Genomic DNA, 16,453 nt, shown 5'->3' on the forward strand with positions numbered 1-16,453 from the left:
CACCGTGCTGCTGATCACCTGCCCATGGTGCGGGCCGCGGAACGAGACCGAGTACCACTACGGCGGCCAGGCCCACGTCCCCTACCCCGAGAACCCCGCCGACCTCACCGACGAGCAGTGGGCCGAGTACGTCTTCTACCGCGACAACCCCAAGGGCCCCTTCGCCGAGCGGTGGATGCACGGCACCGGCTGCCGCCGCTGGTTCAACGTGCTGCGCGACACCGTCAGTTACGAGGTCCTGTCCACCTACCGGCTCGACGAGCCCCGCCCCGCACTGCCCCAGGCCGGAGGGAACCGATGACCGACCAGCACTTCCGGCTCCGGCAGGGCGGTCGCGTCGACCGCGGCACCGTGCTGCGGTTCACCGTCGACGGACGGGAACTGACCGGCCACCCCGGCGACACCGTCGCCTCGGCGATGCTCGCCAACGGCGTCGTCGAGGTCGCCCCGTCGCTCTACCGGGGCCGACCGCGCGGTATCGTCGCCGCCGGTGTCGAGGAGCCCAACGCCCTGCTGCAGATCGACGGTCCGTGCTCGGAGGGCATGCTCCCGGCCACCACCGTCGAGCTGTACGACGGTCTGTCCGCCACCACGGTCTCCGGGATGGGCCGCCTCGACGCGACCCCCGACCCCGCCGTCTACGACAAGAAGTACGTCCACACCGACGTCCTCGTCGTCGGCGCCGGACCCGCCGGACTCGCCGCGGCGGCCGCCGCCGCGGGCTCCGGCGCCCGGGTGATCCTCGTCGACGACCAGCCCGAGCCCGGCGGATCACTGCTCTCCGGACGCACCGAGCGGGTCGGCGGCCAGAGCGCCCTGGAATGGGTCGCCGAGGTGCGCGCGGCCCTCGACGCCGCCCCCGAGGTCGTGGTCCTGCCCCGCACCACCGCGTTCGGCTCGTACGACGACAACTACCTGCTGGCCCTCCAGCGGCGCACCGACCATCTCGGCGCCGACGCCCCCGAGGCGTCCTCGGGTGTCTCGCGCCAGCGGCTGTGGCACATCCGCGCCCGCCAGGTGGTCCTGGCCACCGGCGCGCACGAACGCCCGCTGGTCTTCGCCGGCAACGACCGCCCCGGCGTGCTGCTCGCCGCCGCCGTGCGCTCCTACCTCAACCGGTACGCCGTGGCCCCCGGCTCACGCGCCGTGGTGAGCACCACCAACGACAGCGCCTACGACACCGTCGCCGACCTCCACGCCGCCGGCATCGACATCGCCGCCGTCGTGGACGCCCGCCCCGAACTGTCCCACCGCGCCGCCGAGACCGCCGTGGCGACCGGGGTACGGGTGCTGACGGGCAGCACGGTCGTCGGCACGGACGGGGACGGCCGACTCACCGGAGTCACCGTCCGGGCTCTCGACGGGCACGGCGAACTGGGCGGCGAACCGCAGTCGTTCGCCTGCGACCTGCTCGCCGTCTCGGGCGGCTGGAGCCCGGTGGTGCATCTGCACAGCCAGCGCCAGGGCAAGCTCCGCTGGGACTCCGGGCTCGTGGCGTTCGTCCCCGACGGCACCGTACGGGACCAGCTGGTCGTGGGCGCGGCGCGCGGGACGTACGGCCTCGACGGCTGCCTCGGCGAGGGCGCGCACGCCGGTGCGCGGGCCGCCACGGACGCCGGGTTCCCGGTGCCGGTGCCCACGCTCGCGCCCCAGGAGACACCGGCCGAGGAGACCCGGCCCGAGGCGCGAGCCCTGTGGCTGGTGCCCGGCGCCGACGGCGAACCCGGCGGCTGGGACACCCACTTCGTCGACCTGCAGCGCGATGTCACCGTCGCCGACGTGTGGCGCTCGACCGGCGCGGGCATGCGCGGCGTCGAGCACGTCAAGCGCTACACCTCGCTCGGCACCGCCAACGACCAGGGCAAGACCTCCGGTGTCAACGCGATCGGGGTGATCGCCGAGGCCCTCGGCGCGGGCGCCTCCCCGGGCGAGATCGGCACCACGGCCTACCGGGCGCCCTACACCCCGGTGGCCTTCACCGCCCTCGCCGGGCGGGAACGCGGCGACCTGTTCGACCCCGAGCGGACCACCTCCATCCACGGCTGGCATGTCGCCCAGGGCGCCGAGTTCGAGGACGTCGGGCAGTGGAAGCGGCCCTGGTACTACCCCCGGGCCGGTGAGGACATGGACACCGCCGTGGCCCGCGAGTGCCGCGCGGCCCGCGAGGGGGTGGCGTTCATGGACGCCTCCACCCTCGGCAAGATCGAGATCTGGGGCGCGGACGCCGGCGAGTTCCTCAACCGGATCTACACCAACGCCTTCAAGAAGCTCAAGCCGGGACTCGCCCGCTACGGCGTCATGTGCAAGCCCGACGGCATGATCTTCGACGACGGTGTGACCCTGCGCCTCGACGACAACCGCTACTTCATGACCACCACGACCGGCGGCGCCGCGAACGTCCTGGACTGGCTGGAGGAGTGGCTGCAGACCGAGTGGCCCGAACTCGACGTCCACTGCACCTCGGTCACCGAGCAGTGGGCGACGATCGCGGTCGTCGGCCCGCAGTCGCGCGAGGTGGTGGCCCATCTGGCACCGGACGTCGACCTGTCCAACGACGCCTTCCCGTTCATGTCCTTCCGCGAGACCACCCTCGCCTCCGGCATCCCCGCCCGGATCTGCCGTATCTCCTTCTCCGGCGAACTCGCCTACGAGATCAACGTCTCGGCGTGGTACGGCCTGGCGGTCTGGGAGGAGGTGTACGCGATCGGCCGGCCGTACGACATCACCCCGTACGGCACCGAGACCATGCACGTCCTGCGGGCCGAGAAGGGGTACATCATCGTCGGGCAGGACACCGACGGCACCGTCACCCCGCAGGACGCGGGCATGTCCTGGGTGGTGTCGAAGCAGAAGGAGTTCATCGGGAAGCGGTCCTTCGCCCGCGCCGACACCTCCCGCACCGACCGCAAGCAACTGGTCGGCCTGCTGCCGGCCGACCGCACGACCCGGCTGCCGGAAGGCACCCAACTCGTAGCAACGGACGTCTCGTTGGAGACCGTCCCGGTTCCGATGCTCGGCCACGTCACCTCCAGCTACCACAGCCCGGCCCTCGGCCGCCCCTTCGCCCTCGCCCTCGTCGCCGACGGGCGGGCCAGGATCGGCGAGACCCTCCTCGCCCCGGTGGGCGACAGCCTGGTGCCGGTCGAGGTGGCCGACTTCGTCCTCTACGACCCCGAAGGGACCAAGCGAGATGGCTGAGCCGACGATCGAGGCGGGTGCGGGCATGGGCACGGACATGGGCGCGGTATCCGGGCCGGTGGCGCTGCGCAACAGCCCGCTGGCCCACCTGGAGGAGCGGATGCGCTCCGCCACCGTGGACGGCGCCCGAGGGGTCGAGCTGACCGAGTGGCCGTGCCTCGGCATGGTGAACCTGCGGGTCGACCCCGAGTCCGAGGCGGCCGACCGGATCGCGAAGACCCTGGGGGTGCCGCTCCCGGCGCGCTGCGGGCAGACCTCCACTTCGGGCAGCCGTACGGTTGTGTGGCTCGGCCCCGACGAATGGCTCGTGCTCTCCCACACCGAAGCGGGCACGGTGGCCGCCGAGTTGCGGGAGGCGCTCGCGGACACCCCGGGCTCGGTCGTCGACGTCTCGGCCAACCGCACCACCCTGGAGCTGACCGGTCCGGCCGCCCGCGAGGTCCTGGAGAAGGGCTGCCCGCTCGACCTCCACCCCCGTGCCTTCGCCCCGGGCCAGGCGGTCTCGACCACGGTCGGCCCCGTCGCCGTACTCCTCTGGCAGGTCGACGACACCCCGACGTACCGTCTCTTCCCCCGGTCCTCCTTCGCGGACTACCTGGCCCGCTGGCTCATCGACGCGATGAGCGAGTACGGCGGCGCCGAGGTCCCCTGACGGACGGTCGGCCGGACAGGCGGACGGTGTGGACGATGCCCCCGCGACTGGCATGATCGGCCGCACAGTTCGAAGGCCCGGGGCGCGAGCTGCCGCCAGGCCGGCCGGCGCCCCGGGACAGGATGCGGCTATGAGGTGGCTATGGGGCGGTTGAGGGAACGCGGGCGGCGGGCGGCCGGACTCGCGGCGGTCGCGGGCGCGATGGCGGTGGCGCTGAGCGCCTGCGGTCAGAGCGCCTCCGCCGAGAAGGGCCCCGAGAGCCGTGAGGAGAAGTACAAGCGGGTCATCGAGGACCCCCGCCCGAGTCCCGCCGACGTCATCGAGATGGCCGGCGCGCCGACCGGCGTGTCCCGCGCGGACGACGGCTCGCTCCTGCTGACGTACGACGCCGGCAATGTCGAGGACGACGAGGGGCCCGCAGCCCGCGCCTGGCGCATCCTCGGCCCCGACGGCCGCACGGTCGCCGAGCACGCGGAACACGCGAACGCGGAGGACGTACGGGCCGCGTACAAGGGGGTGCCCGGGGGCTTCGTCGGTGTGCCGCCGGAGGAGGGGACCGGACTCGACGTGCGCGGCAAGCGGCACACGGTCGCCATCGCCGAGACCCCGGCGCGTGTCCGGGCCGGCGACATCCTGCTCTCCGACCGCGAACCGGCCCTCGTCTACCGCCCCGCCACGCGCACCCTCGCGCCCCCGGCCGACATCGCCGAGGACGTGGTCGGCCTCGCCGTCGACGAACGGGGCACGGTCTGGAGCCTGGAGCAGCCCCTCACCGACGAGCCCAACCGTGTCGTCTGGCGGCGCGACGGGCGCACCCTCGGGTCCAGGACCGTCCCGAAGACGTACTCGGGCGACGGTCTCACCGCCCGGGAGGGCACCGCAGCCCTGTCCCTCAGCACGGACGACGGCGTGCGCGGTCTGCTGGTGACGACGGACGACGGTGAGTCCTGGCGCACGGTCGTGGACGGCGGCATTCCCTGGGAGAGTCTGAACCGTGGCGCCGACCTGCTGATCCTGGAGGTGTTCACGGACGGGCGGCTCCTCGTCGGAGAGGAGGGAGGCCGCTACTGGCTCGCCGACGACCCCACCAACCAGACCTTCCACGAGTTCGAGACACCGGCGACCTTCACGTCGTTCACCGTCGAAGGCACCACGCTCTACGGCATCGCCGACGCGACGACATCGACGTACGACCTCGTGAAGGGCGAAGGGCTGTGGATCTCCGAGGACGGCGGCCAGACGTGGGAACGCCACGAGTGACGCGGCGAGAGCCGTCCGCCGGGGCGGCTACGCCCGGTCCAGGCCCGCGAGTTCCAGCGCTCGGGTCATCGCGGGCCGGTCCGGCTCTCGCCCGTCGAGCCCGTCGGGTCCGCTGAGCAGGGACAACAGGAGGGCCGACGGCAGCCGGTGGGCCTCGGCACGGCCGAGCAGGGTTTCGGCGTCGTGGGTCGTCATGGCGCCGTGGTCCTCGTCGGCGACGGTCCTCAGCACGTCCTTCCTGTCGACGAAGCGGCTCATTCCGCAGTCGAGTCCGTCGTCGTCCAGGGACGCCGGGTACGGGGCCCTGGCCCAGATGCCGTTCTCGTACCAGTAGACGCAGCCCAGTTCATCGCCGCCCAGCAGGTCCCGCAGCCGCTCGTGGGGAAGCCAGTCGGGGGCGCCCGCGAGCATGTCGACCGGCGGGTTGTGCCACTTGACGCCGCTCGACTCGTCCTCGCCGAAGAGCACGTACCGGCCCTCGCCCCGCCGTGCGAAGCCCCACCAGGTACTGCCGGAGTCGTCCAGATGGAGCCCCTGGTCGTCCACCCAGGTTCCCGTGCGGTGACGGCCCACCCGCTCGGCCGCCGTGGTGGCCTCCAGTACGGCGACGAGCGCCCAGCGCGCCCACAGCACCTCCGCCGGCGGCAGGTCCCCGGGCAGTCCGGGTCGGTTGATGGTCATTGCTTGCCCTCCGGGCTCCACGCCGATCATGATCGACGCAACACTCTCACGGACGCGTCGGCACGTGGGCGGAATGTGCGGCATGACCACCGACGCGAGCCCGCGCCTGCGTCTGTCTCTGTTCCGGCGCGGTACGGGCCGCCGTCTCGGCCGCGGTGAGTCCGAAGACGAGGGCCGACGCGATGCCGCCGGCGTACGCCCGGTGCCAGAGGCCGCCGGTGTCCGAGCCGGCCGCGAGGAGTCCCGCGACGGGGTGTCCGTCCTCGGCCAGGACACGCGCCCGGTCGTCTACGAGCACCCCGTGGAACGGGAAGGTGAGGGCGGGCACCGCCTCGATCACGTAGTAGGGCGGCTGGTCGAGCGGCGCCCGGTCCAGCTGCCGGCCCGGGGTCGGGGCCCGGCCCGCCGCCGCCTTCGCGTTGAACTCGGCGACCGCCGCGCGGACGGCCGGTCCGTCGTAGCCCCACTCCTCGGGAAGATGGTCGAACTCGTCGAGGCTCTCCGCGAAGCCGGTCCGTCCGCCCCGCCGGGTGGCCAGCGCGAACTTGTCGACGGCGACCGCGCCCTCCACGTACGCCCCCACGACCCAGTCGCGGAAGACCCGGGAGTCGGCGACGAGGAGCCCTCGGCTCTCGGGCTGTTCCAGCAGTGCCATCGTCGTGAGATGGTCGCCCAGCGTCTCGTCGGTGAACCGCTCACCGCGCAGGTTCAGCAGCAGCGCGTGCTCGCTGTAGTAGAGCGAGAGGTCGACGAAGTCGGAGGGGTCAGCGAACGGGACGCCGCTCGGCACGAGATGCCCGTAGAAGCCGGCCCCGGTGTGCCCGGACGCCGCTCCGGCGGAGGCCGCCAGACGGTATCCGGCGCCGCGGCTGTACGGGTTGGAGCGCAGCAGCATACGGCCGGCGTGGGGATGGACGAACTTGTCGCGGAGTTCCGCGTCGCCCTGGAAGCCGCCGGTCGCCAGCAGTGTCGAGGCGGCGCGTACGGTACGTCGTGTCCCGTCACCGGTGACCAACTCCGCCCCGGTCACGGCCCCGTTCTCGATCAGGAGCCGCTCGGTGTCGGTGTGCGTCAGGACCTCGCCCCCCGCCGCGACGACGATACGGCGGCATGTGTCCACGTAGTGGTTGGTGTCGAACTGATGCCCACGGCCGAAGCCGAGGACGGGCTGAGCGTCCTTGACGTCGACCCCCGTGCTCCTGATCCAGGAGACGCCGTCCGCGAAGCGGTCCACGAGAGCGCGCTTGAGCGAGGTCTCGCCGCGGGGGTTGTGCCGCTCCATGACCTCGTGGCTCGGGGCGGTCCAGGCGTAGCCGGCGTACCGTGCCGATCCCCCGACGTCGTCGGCGATCTCGGTGACCACGACGGACAGCCCCTCCCACGCGGCTCGCGCGCCCGCGGTCAGCCCCGCCATCCCCGCTCCGACGACGAGCAGATCGACCGCCTCTTGATTCGGCATCCGCGTCCGGCTCCTTCCTCATACCTGAGGTGACTTCATCTTGTGCTCAGAAGTCGTCGCGAGGTCGCGTCGCGCTCGCCATGGGCCTACCAGGTTGCCGGATGGCGAGGAGGAGCGCCACCCTCGGGCGGGAATCGCTCTAGTGAAGTGAATTCACTTATGTAGATCTCCGGAGACTTCGTCACTGGCGGTTGATCGCCCGGGTGACTCCGGCGGCGGTGGTCGTGGCCAGGATCCAGCCGGCGGCGGTGAGGGCGTGGGCGAGCCATTGGGCGGGGCCGCGTGGGGCGAAGGCGAGGTCCTGGCCGAAGGCGGGGATCGGGATGAGGAGGTCGAGGGTGTAGACGAAGGCGTTGAACGGCGGCGCCTTCGCCGCTTCGAGAGGCGCCGGAGGGTGGGCCGCGAAGAAGAGCGCGCCGCAGGCGAGCATCGCCGCGAGCCACAGGCCGGCACGGAGCGGCCGGTAGCCGTAGCCGACGGTCGCGTCCTGGACGTAGCCCCAGACACGGGTGTACGGGGGGAGCGAGGCACGGTGATGGCGCTGTTTGGCGAGCAGTACCGTACGGGCCTCGTCCTCGTGCCCCAGCCGTCGGTAGGTGGCCGCGAGCTGCTCGTACGGCTGGGGCAGGTAGGTGTCGGCGCCGCGCCGGAGCCAGTCCAGCCGCTCGGCGGCCGGCAGGGACGTGGCGAGGGCGTCGTAGGTGGTGTCGGCCAGCCGGAGGGCGGCGGGCCAGGTCTCGGGGGCGTCGTACAGGGTGCCCAGCCGGGCGCCGCCCGCGTCGACGGTGCCGTCGATCGGTTGCCGGGTGCGCAGATCGGTCTCCCGGGCCTGGGCCAGCCGCAGGGACAGGGCGGTGCCGCCGGGGTTCGTCAGCGTGGTGTCGTGGAAGCTGAGCCGTGTGCCGACGCTGCTGCCGTCGAGGGTGATGCCGCCGTCGACGTGGAGCCCCCGGCCGAGATCGAAGTTGCGGGCCACGGTCACGTCCACCGCCTCCAGCGCGACGTCGCCGGGGTTGCTCAGCCGGGCCCCGCAGAAGCCGATCGCCGCCCCGACCGTGGCACCGGAGAGGATGATCCGGCCCTCGGAGCTGAAGCCCGGGTGGAAGGTGAGGTCCTCGGTGACCTGGACGTGGTAGGCGTCCAGGGCGTGGCCGCCGGGATGGTGCAGGGCGGCGCCCTCCAGATCGAACTCGCCGGCGATGGTGGCGCCCGAGCAGCGGAACGTGCCCCGGACGGTCAGGCCGGTGCACAGCACGTCCCCGCCCGCGACGAGGTGGACGGCGGAGATCGCCTCGGTCCCGGGCGCGGTGATCACGGTGTGGCGGAGATCCAGATCGCTGTGGATCTGGGCACGGGTGAGGACGAGGGGCCCGGTCAGCCGGCAGTGGGAGAGGACCAGCCGGCCGTCGATCTGGGCCGTGTCGGCCGCGAGACCCGGGAGGGAACATCCGGTGAGGGCCAACTCCCGGACTCTGGCGCCCCGGAGCGACGGTGCCTCGTCGAAGCTGCACGCGTCCAGGGCGACCGGTACGGGGATCTCGGCGAAGCCCAGATCCAGCCTGCCGGTGATACGCGCGCCCGTCAGCCGCAGTGCCGGGCGGTCACCGGGGGCGGGTTCGGCGCCGGCGCCCAGCAGCAGCGCCGCGACGACCTCGGCCCGTACGGCGGTGTCCTCCGCCCGTGGGCCGTGGCGGACGTCGACAGTGCCTCCCCGGGCGAAGGAGTGCCACAACTGACGTTCACCGGCGTTGAGTTCGTCGACACGCATGATCGACGATCATCCAGGCCCCGGCCCACGCGGAACAAGTCCTCGGGACGGGATCCTGCGCGGCCCCACCCCGCTGGTGGCCCCAAGTGGCTCGGGCCACCAGCATCGTGCCGCGGTGCGGTCGCGGAACGTCAGTCGTTCGCGCAGATGTTGCCGAACGTCGGGTTCAGCACCCCGATCACCTTCACCGAGTTGCCGCACACGTTGACCGGGATGTGCACCGGCACCTGGACGGCGTTGCCCGAGGCGACACCCGGCGAGCCCAGCGCCTCACCCCGGGCACCCGCGTCGGCCGCCGCCGCTCCGGCACCGGCGAGCACGAACCCCGCCACTCCCAGGGTCACCGTCACCGACTTCGCCACACGAGACACGCTTTCTCCTCTCATAGGCCTGCTGAGCAGCCATTGCGATGACCACACAGCAAGATCATCCAATCGCCCACTCAACGACCCACCCGGGGGCGGGACACGGCCTGCGGCAACCCGGTGTCCCCCGGACCCAGACGAGCTGCCCCGACGAGCTGCCCCGACGACTTAGCGCTCCGGGTCGCCGGGCCCGGTTCCCGCGTCGGGAGCCGCTCCCGAGCCCGTCCCTGTCCCCGTCCCCGTGTCCGCGCCCGCGTCCGTGGTCTCCGCGCTCTGGGGCCCGCCCTCGGCCGCGGGACGCGTGGCCTTGGTGCCGCCCTTCCAGCGCTCCAGTGTCCGGGTGAACTGCTGGAACGCGGACGTCACCGTCGTCGCCGGTGTCCCGGGCTGCTGCGGCGCGGGCACGACGGGCGCGGCCTCGGCGGACTCGCGGTAGGCGGCGAGTGCCTCGTGGGCGCGCTCGGTCGCCTCCCGGTACAGGTCCCGGGACTTCGTCATCGCCTCCAGCGCCTCGGCGTACGCGGCCACCCGCTTGCGTTCGCGGACGAGTTCCTCCTCGAGGGTGAGGAGATCCCAGTCGTCCCGGAGCGCGGTGAGGGCCTCGTCGGCGCCGTCCGGCAGCGGTCGCGGCAGCGCGGCGAACCGGGTGACCGCCCGGACCAGGTCGGTCGGCTCCGAACCGTCCAGGAACACCGACCGTACGGTGAAGTCGTCCGCGTCGTGGCCGGCCGGGCCCGGAAGGCCGGGCAGCACCACGGCGCCGCCGCGTGGCACCTCCGTGTCGAAGTCCCGCAGCGCCCAGTTCACGACCCGCAACTGATGCGGGGCGGCCCGGTGTTCCACGACACGATGACGCAGACCCGGCGACAGCCAGCGCGCGAGGGGCAGCCGGCCGCGCTCGTCCGTCGTCATGGCCTCGTGGACGACGACATGGACACACCATCCGTCGCGCCCGGAGTCCCTGAGCAGACGCCGTACGTCCTTGTCGTCCTCGGGCAGGGCGTTGATCCGGCTCAGCGACAGACCGGTGGCGGCGTCGTGGTCCCAGTCGCCGTACTCCGGCCAGAACCGGGTGACGGGGGAGGGCCAGGACGGATCCCACGGCTGCTCCGCCTCCGCGAGCAGGGTCCACTCCCGGCCGCCGCCGAGGTCGGGCGCGAGGGTCAGGCGCGCGCGTACGGTCACCTCGCCGGGCATCCGCCAGCGGGCCTCGAAGACCCGCTCCGGTGCGTCGCCCCCGGCGGCGGGCGCCTCCCGGAAGTCGTCGATGACCTGGCTGTCCTTGAGCTGTCGCAGCGTGCGACGGAGTACGTCTTCGGCGTCGGGCCCCACGTGGCGGCCGCGAGCCGGCCACACCGTCGGGGGAGTCACGGGACGGGCTGTGCGGGAGGTCGGCATAAGTCCATCGGGAAGCAGGGACACGTGCACCCACCAGTATCCCCGCCACGGCCCGGCCCGGACCAACCGGGGTCCCGCCGGCCGGGTCCGGGGCCCGCGGCGCCGCCGGCCGGCCCGGGTGTGGACACATTGGCAAGGGAGCCCGCGACGGAGTGACAACACGGCGGGCGACACGCGGGCCATACTCGAACGCGGATGCCGGGACCCGCACTTCACGGTGTCCCGCCGTACGTCACTTGGAGACACATGAACGGGACACCCGCGAACGACCGCGGCCTCAGCCGGCGGCGGCTGCTCGGGACGGGCGGTGGTATCGCGGCGGCGGCCCTGTTCGGCGGCGCGGCCACCCTGCTCGGTGCCGGTCCCGCGTACGCCGTCGTGGGCGACTCACCGCGGTTCAGGCTGGACGGCGCCGGCGGCAACCCGGTGTGGAAGAAGTCCCTGCACGCCAACTGGGTCATGCAGTCGTTCGCGTACGACAACGTCAACCAGCACATCTACTTCGCCCAGACCAACTCGGCGAACACGGACCCCGACCGGGTCGGAGATCTGTGGATCACCAAGACGGACACCTCCGGCAACGAACTCGGCGCGATGGCGCTGCACAACTTCGGCCATGGCGTCCAGATCGGGGTGGAGCCCTACCAGGGCGCCGTCCACCTGTGGACCGAGTGGCAGAGCAGCGGCTCCGGATTCGGTACCAGGGTCGGCCGGTTCAGGTTCGTCGACGGGGCCACGCTGGAGAAGAACGACAGCGCGATCCAGGACCGTACGCCGGTGATCGCCGACACCATGGTCAATCCGCAGCCCGCGATCGACCCGTCGACCGACCGGCTGTGGGTGCGCTACAAGGTCGCCGCGGACATGCCCCGCATCGTCGGCTTCACCATGAGCGACGCCCGCGCGGGACGGCTGACCGAGAGCCCGGACAAGCGGCTCGCCGAGCGGGCCCTGCCCTCCCGGGGCGACTGGGGAACCGCCAACCCCTTCCAGGGCTTCGCCGTGTACGGCCGCTACGCCTATCTGCTGGAGGGCGCGGCGAACGGCCCGTCGTACCTCACGGTCATCGACCTCAACAGCAGCGGACAGTCCACCGTCGTCGACCGCTGGGAGACGACGGCCGGTCAGTCGCTGCCCGGCCGTGAACCGCAGGGCATGGCGATCTGGCAGGTGTCCGGCGCCGCACGCCTGGCCTTCGGCTTCCACTCCAACACCGGGGGCGTCCGGCAGTCCAGCGTCTTCTACAAGAGCCAGTTCGAGAGTTGATCACTTCATGACACAAGGACCAGCGCCTCGCCCCCTGTCCGAGGAGGCCCTCTCCGGCCTCCTCGGCAGACAGCGGTTCGGCACGCTCGCCACCGTCAAACGCGACGGCCATCCCCATCTGACCACCATGTTGTACGACTGGGACCCCGAAGCGCGGGTCGTACGGTTCTCGACGACCGCCGACCGCGTCAAGGTCACGCACCTGCGACGCAACCCGCGAGCGGCGCTGCATGTGCAGGGCGGCGACGTGTGGTCGTTCGCCGTCGCCCAGGGCGAGGCCGAGGTCACCGCGGCCACCAGGACCCCCGGCGACGCGGTCGGGCGTGAACTGCTCGGGATGATCCCGCGGGAGGCCGCACCCGAGGACGAGGACGCCTTCCTGCGGCAGTTGGTCGACGAACGCCGGGTGGTCATCCGGCTGAAGGTGGACCGGCTCTACGGAACGGCCCTCGACATCGACGGCTAGAACCCTGGGCCCCGGCGGGGCCCGCCGCTGCACTACGTCGCCGGCCCCTCGATCGCGCTGTCCAGGTGGGCGATGACGGCGGGTACGTCGTCGCTCTCGGTGGACCGGATCAGTTGCAGGGCCGGGCGGACGAGACCGCTCGGCCGGGCGATCAGCCGGGCGAGGACGGCGGACCGGACGTCGAGCCGCTCGATGGTGTCCTCGCGCTCCTCCTCGGTCTGCCCGGCCAGCAGGACGGCGTTGTGCCAGGCCTCCGCGCGGGACTGGCGGATGCTGAAGTCGAGGAGCCGCTCGTCGGTGCGGGCGCCGACCCGGTCCAGCAGCGACAGCAGTGGCGACACGGCGCCGACCGAGTCCTGCACCGTCAGCGACACCCGGGCGAGGATGTCGTTGATCAGCAGGAAGTCGCGCCGCAGCGCCCGGATGTCCTCACCCGGGCTGGTCCGCGCGGCGGCGACGGCCAGATCGAGGTTGATGTGGGCGTTCACGCCGAGCACCAGGTGCTGGACGATGACGGTGTCGGCGTCGTCCAGCAGCCCGAACGCCTCACGCCAGCAGCGCGGCCCGCCCCGGTCACGGCGCCAGGCGTCGTACGCCTCGAAGTAGCGGTTGCCGAAGTGTGTGTCGAACCGGTCCATCCGTGCGCCGTCGTCGAACAGCCCCTGATGGATGGCCGTACGGACCTCGACGGTCACCTGCCGGTACAGTGCCGCGAAGTACCCGATCCGGTCACCGTCACGGACCGCCTCCCGCACGACCCGGGCCAGCCCGTCCACGACGTCGTCGATGTTCTCTGCCGCCACACCCAACTCCCTTGTCCGGGGCCCATGGTGGACCCGAAACCGGATTGCCGCACGTGCTGCCGATCACAGCCTCGTTCTACCACTCGGCGGCCGGTCGGGGGTGGTTCAGGTGGGGCCGGCGCAGGGCGGGTCGTACGGGAGGCCGGGGAAGTGACGGGTCCACTGGGCCGGGGTGAGGGGGGTACGGACGTGGGCGCAGGCGCGGGTCCGGGCGGTGGTGGGGTCGGTGGGCCAGATCTCGATGGTGTGGTCGTTGCTCAGGGTGACGACGGCGTCGTGCGCGGCGAGGGGCAGGGCGGCCGCGAGGCCTCCTGAGAGGCCGGTGAGGGTGGCCCGGCCGGTGGGGCGGGAGCCGTCGCCCGTGTCCCAGAGGCGGGCCGTGCCGTCGAGGGCTGCGGTGACGGCGAGACGGCCGCCGGGCGCGAACTCCACCGAGGTGATCACATCGGTGTGGCCCTGGAGCCGGCCCAGGCGCCGGGGACGGTGTGGTTCGGAGACGTCCCACAGCAGCGCGGTGTGGTCGTCGCTGCCGGAGAGCAGGGTGCGGCCGTCCCGGCTGTGGGCGAGGGCGTCGACGAAGTTGTCGTGGCCTTCGAGGACGGCGACCGTGGACACGTCGCGTGGATCGGTGACGTCCCACAGGCGGACGGTGCGGTCGTCGGAGCCGGAGGCCAGGAGGGTGCCGTCGGGGCTGAAGAGGACCGGTTTGACGTTCAGGGTGTGGCCGGTCAGGGAGTTCAGCAGCCGGGGCCGGGCCCGGTCGGCGATGTTCCACAGCCGGACGGTGTGGTCGTAGCCGCCGGTGGCGAGGGTGCGGCCGTCCGGGCTCAGGGCCAGGGAGAAGACGATGCCGGTGTGACGGGTCGGGGTGGTGGACAGCACCCGCGGGCGTCCGGGGTCGGACACGTCCCAGAGCCGGATCTCGCCGTCCCGGCTGACCCCGGCCAGTGTCTCGCCGCCGGGACCGAAGGCCAGGGCGTAGAAGCTGTCGGGGTGGCGGCGGTTCTCGCCCAGCGGGGCGGGGCGCCGGGGGTCGGTCGGGTTCCACAGCTTGAGGCTGCCGTCGTCGCAGGCGGTGGCCAGCGTACGGCCGTCGGGGCTGACGGCGAGGGCGTGGACGTACCGGGTCAGTGTGCGCGGGGCGACGCTGAGCAGGGCGTCGCGCGTGACCGGGCCGGGGTCCAGCCGGTGTGCGGCCAGGGCCAGTTGGGCGGCGAGGGAGCGGTCCCGGGTGCGCAGGGCCGTCGAGGCGTCGGCGGCCTTGAGGGCGAGGGCGTGGTTGCGCTGCGCGGTGACGGTCCGCTCGGAGCGCACCGCGAAACCGACGGCCGTCGTGGCGCAGACGAGCAGGGCGACGAGGGCCGCGACGAGGCGGCGCAGCCGGCGGATGTGGTGGCGGGCGCGCAGCGCCTCGGCCCGTTCCGCGGTCTCGCAGGCGTCGAGGAAGGCGCGTTCCCGGGCGGTGAGCACCTCGTCGGGCAGCTCCTTCGCGGCGGCCAGACGCAGACCGCGGTAGAGGGTGTCGGGATCGCGGTCCAGGGATTCCCAGACGGCGGTGGCCTCGGTGAGCGCCCGGTGCAGCCGCAGCCGGTCCCGGTCCTCGTTCAGCCAGCGGCCCAGCCTGGGCCAGCAGCGGATGAGCGCCTCGTGGGTGATCTCCACATGGTCGCGGTCGACGGTCAGCAGACGGGCCCGGGTGGCCTGTTCGAGGACGAACGCGGTATCACCGGTGCCGTCGGTGCCGTCGGTGCCGTCGGTGCCGTCGAGTTCACGGCGGGGCACGCGGCGCTTGGTGTCCTCGGTGCCGTCGCCCAGGGCGACGAGCCGCAGGAAGAGCCGGCGGGTGAGGGTCCGCTGGGTGTCGCTGAGCCCGGTGTGGAAGGCTTCCGCGGTCTGGGCGAGGGCACCTTCGAAGCCGCCCGCCGCCTGGAACCCGGCGAGGGTGAGGGCGTTGCCGCGCCGGCGGTGCCAGGTCTCCAGGAGCGCGTGCGACAGCAGGGGCAGTGCGCCGGGGCGGCCGTGGGCGTCGGCGACGAGGGTGGCGAGCAGCGCGCCCTCGACGGTCAGCCGGGCGCGGGCGGCGGGCCGCACGATCGCCGCCCGCAGCTCGTCCAGGGTCATCGGGCCGACCGGGAGATGGGCGTCCGCCAGGGCGTCGACCAGGGCGGGAAGCCGGGTGCAGTGCGTGTAGAAGTCCGACCGCACCGCCAGCGCCACCCGGCAGCGGCTGTCAGGGGTGCGCGCGGCGTGCAGGAGGGCGGCGACGAAGGCGTCACGTTCCCCCGCGTCGGGGCAGAGCGTGAACACCTCCTCGAACTGGTCCACGACGATGATGAGTTCGGCCTCGGGGTCCGGTGCGGCGGCCAGGATCTGGCGCACCAGCCGGTGCAGGGCGCGCGGCTCCGACGCGAGTTCGGCACGCACCGATCCCGGCGTGAGACGGGCGCGGGCCGCCAACTGGATCGCGCATTCCTCCAAAGGGTGTGCGCCGGGCGTGAGAATCAGCGCGGGTGTTCCGGGAAAGCGCGGAAGCACTCCGGCGCGCAGCACGGAGGATTTCCCGGATCCCGAGGCCCCGAACAGAACAAGGAATCTTTTCCTCTTCAGGTGTTCGACCAGCCGGTCCGTGAGTCTCTCGCGACCGAAGAACGTGTCGGCGTCCGACTGCCGGAAAGAGGCCAGACCCGCATAGGGCGCGGAAGCCGTGCCGGCGTCCTCGACGCCACGGACCGTCCCGGCGCTCTCGACGCCACGGACCGTCCCGGCGGCGCATTCGGCGACCGTCGCGCGCCAGATCCGCTCCCATTCCCGCACGTCACCACCACAGGCGCGGACGTAGGCGAGGGTGACGGCGAGGGTGGGCAGCTGTCGTCCGGCCGCCGCCGCGGAGAGCGCGGCGATGGAATAGTGCGCCCGCCGCGCGAGGTCCCGATAAGTGGGGCTCCCGGCCTTTTCCCGCAACTTCCGTAAGCGCGCGGCGAAATCCAGCAGCGGGCCGCCTTCCGCTTCCAGCGGGCGTTCTCCACGTGGCACCTGCACGCACCTCCCCCGAGCTCTTCGGGATTGTTCACCATGCGTTTGTTCAGCGCCAGCCCACCGATCGTGAACAACGGACCGCGATTACAAAAGGTGCCAGG

Annotated in this window: 13 protein-coding genes; 6 read left to right on the plus strand and 7 right to left on the minus strand. The window is 72.6% G+C overall.

All coding sequences use genetic code 11. The features are described from left to right. The first annotated feature begins 4 nt into the window (after positions 1 to 4). The 4 genes from J8M51_RS30935 (at position 5) to J8M51_RS30950 (ending at position 5,110) form a co-directional block, all read left to right on the plus strand. A complete protein-coding gene (locus J8M51_RS30935; protein WP_086759044.1) occupies positions 5 to 301 on the plus strand; it encodes a sarcosine oxidase subunit delta in 297 nt (98 codons plus the stop codon). After that, on the plus strand, positions 298 to 3,198 hold the full coding sequence (locus tag J8M51_RS30940; RefSeq protein ID WP_086759042.1) for a sarcosine oxidase subunit alpha family protein: 2,901 nt from the start codon (positions 298 to 300) through the stop codon (positions 3,196 to 3,198). Before J8M51_RS30935 ends, J8M51_RS30940 begins: the two co-directional genes overlap by 4 nt. Then, entirely contained in the window at positions 3,191 to 3,850 is a 660-nt protein-coding gene (locus J8M51_RS30945; protein WP_086759041.1) for a sarcosine oxidase subunit gamma, read from the plus strand. The genes J8M51_RS30940 and J8M51_RS30945 overlap by 8 nt, the downstream gene beginning before the upstream one ends. 141 nt (positions 3,851 to 3,991) lie before the next feature. Then, positions 3,992 to 5,110, plus strand: coding sequence for a beta propeller repeat protein (locus J8M51_RS30950; protein ID WP_086759039.1), 1,119 nt, complete (start codon positions 3,992 to 3,994; stop codon positions 5,108 to 5,110). Positions 5,111 to 5,137: 27 nt separating this feature from the next. Here J8M51_RS30950 and J8M51_RS30955 read toward each other — a convergent pair whose 3' ends face one another. From J8M51_RS30955 to J8M51_RS30975, 5 genes are all read right to left on the minus strand, one after another. Further along, positions 5,138 to 5,791 (minus strand): hypothetical protein, encoded by a 654-nt coding sequence (locus tag J8M51_RS30955; protein ID WP_086759038.1) that lies wholly within the window; start codon positions 5,789 to 5,791, stop codon positions 5,138 to 5,140. Between the two features lie 46 nt (positions 5,792 to 5,837). Further along, positions 5,838 to 7,250: an FAD-dependent oxidoreductase gene (locus J8M51_RS30960; protein WP_086759036.1), complete on the minus strand. Its 1,413-nt coding sequence runs from the start codon at positions 7,248 to 7,250 to the stop codon at positions 5,838 to 5,840. 181 nt (positions 7,251 to 7,431) lie between these two features. Next, positions 7,432 to 9,018: an oxidoreductase gene (locus tag J8M51_RS30965; protein WP_086759035.1), complete on the minus strand. Its 1,587-nt coding sequence runs from the start codon at positions 9,016 to 9,018 to the stop codon at positions 7,432 to 7,434. Between the two features lie 131 nt (positions 9,019 to 9,149). Then, a complete protein-coding gene (locus J8M51_RS30970) occupies positions 9,150 to 9,389 on the minus strand; it encodes a chaplin (RefSeq protein WP_086759033.1) in 240 nt (79 codons plus the stop codon). 162 nt (positions 9,390 to 9,551) lie between these two features. Continuing rightward, the gene (locus J8M51_RS30975; protein WP_398857434.1) at positions 9,552 to 10,739 is read right to left on the minus strand and encodes a hypothetical protein; all 1,188 of its coding nucleotides are present in this window, start codon (positions 10,737 to 10,739) and stop codon (positions 9,552 to 9,554) included. A 288-nt stretch (positions 10,740 to 11,027) separates the two neighbouring features. Here J8M51_RS30975 and J8M51_RS30980 point away from each other — a divergent pair, with 288 nt between their 5' ends. Together J8M51_RS30980 and J8M51_RS30985 are read left to right on the plus strand one after the other, a co-directional pair. Beyond that, complete coding sequence (locus tag J8M51_RS30980) at positions 11,028 to 12,047, plus strand: phage baseplate protein (RefSeq protein ID WP_256965543.1); 1,020 nt, start codon at positions 11,028 to 11,030, stop codon at positions 12,045 to 12,047. Positions 12,048 to 12,054: 7 nt separating this feature from the next. After that, complete coding sequence (locus tag J8M51_RS30985) at positions 12,055 to 12,513, plus strand: PPOX class F420-dependent oxidoreductase (RefSeq protein ID WP_086759032.1); 459 nt, start codon at positions 12,055 to 12,057, stop codon at positions 12,511 to 12,513. A gap of 32 nt (positions 12,514 to 12,545) precedes the next feature. On the opposite strand, the gene J8M51_RS30990 is transcribed toward J8M51_RS30985, so the two are convergent. Both J8M51_RS30990 and J8M51_RS30995 read right to left on the minus strand, forming a co-directional pair. After that, positions 12,546 to 13,316, minus strand: a complete 771-nt coding sequence (locus J8M51_RS30990) for a DUF5995 family protein (protein ID WP_216588863.1) — start codon at positions 13,314 to 13,316, stop codon at positions 12,546 to 12,548. A 105-nt stretch (positions 13,317 to 13,421) separates the two neighbouring features. Beyond that, positions 13,422 to 16,349 carry a WD40 repeat domain-containing protein gene (locus J8M51_RS30995; RefSeq protein WP_267299617.1) on the minus strand — a complete coding sequence of 976 codons (2,928 nt, stop codon included), beginning with the start codon at positions 16,347 to 16,349 and terminating at the stop codon, positions 13,422 to 13,424. Positions 16,350 to 16,453 lie beyond the last annotated feature (104 nt).

The organism is Streptomyces griseiscabiei (genome assembly GCF_020010925.1).
In the GTDB taxonomy this organism is placed as follows: domain Bacteria; phylum Actinomycetota; class Actinomycetes; order Streptomycetales; family Streptomycetaceae; genus Streptomyces; species Streptomyces griseiscabiei.